Source organism: Mesorhizobium sp. M6A.T.Cr.TU.014.01.1.1, assembly GCF_004022765.1.
GTDB classification, from domain to species: Bacteria; Pseudomonadota; Alphaproteobacteria; order Rhizobiales; family Rhizobiaceae; genus Mesorhizobium; species Mesorhizobium mediterraneum.
The window spans coordinates 1-444 of sequence record NZ_RZPG01000096.1 but is presented as its reverse complement, the minus strand read 5'-3'; the positions used below and the strand labels follow the sequence as shown (position 1 = coordinate 444).

The following is a 444-nucleotide window of genomic DNA, read 5'->3' as shown; positions in this document are numbered from 1 at the left end:
CTCCACTACATGGTCAAAAGCCCCGCCCGCCCTCGTGAAAGGGCCATGTCGGGGCCTAAATCTGAGAAAGTCGGGTGCCTATACACGCCCTGTGCCGTTTTGGCCAGCACTGGCGCGAATTTTTTTGGATCGGCTAGCGGAGACAACCGACATAGGCGCCGGAGCGGCCGGCGCGCCGCTCGATCAGATTGGCGAGCCGCCTCAAGCCAGGCCCGGGTTTGGCCGGATTGCGGGCGATCGGATTTGGCAAGGAAACCGCAAGCAAGGCGGCCTGCCGTCGCGACAGCTGTTTTGCCGAAACGCCAAAATGGTGCTGTGCCGCGGCCTCGATGCCGTAGATGCCCGGCCCCCACTCGGCGATGTTGAGGTAGATTTCCATGATGCGCCGTTTCGACATCACCGCATCGAAATAGACGGCCAGCGGCAATTCGACCACCTTGCGCA

At 61.9% G+C, this 444-nt stretch carries 1 protein-coding gene; it reads right to left on the bottom strand.

Annotated elements, in window-relative coordinates; all coding sequences use genetic code 11:
- Positions 1 to 133: 133 nt before the first annotated feature.
- The coding region (locus EN885_RS33120; protein ID WP_206519285.1) for a transglycosylase domain-containing protein at positions 134 to 444 on the bottom strand (311 nt) is incomplete at its 5' end.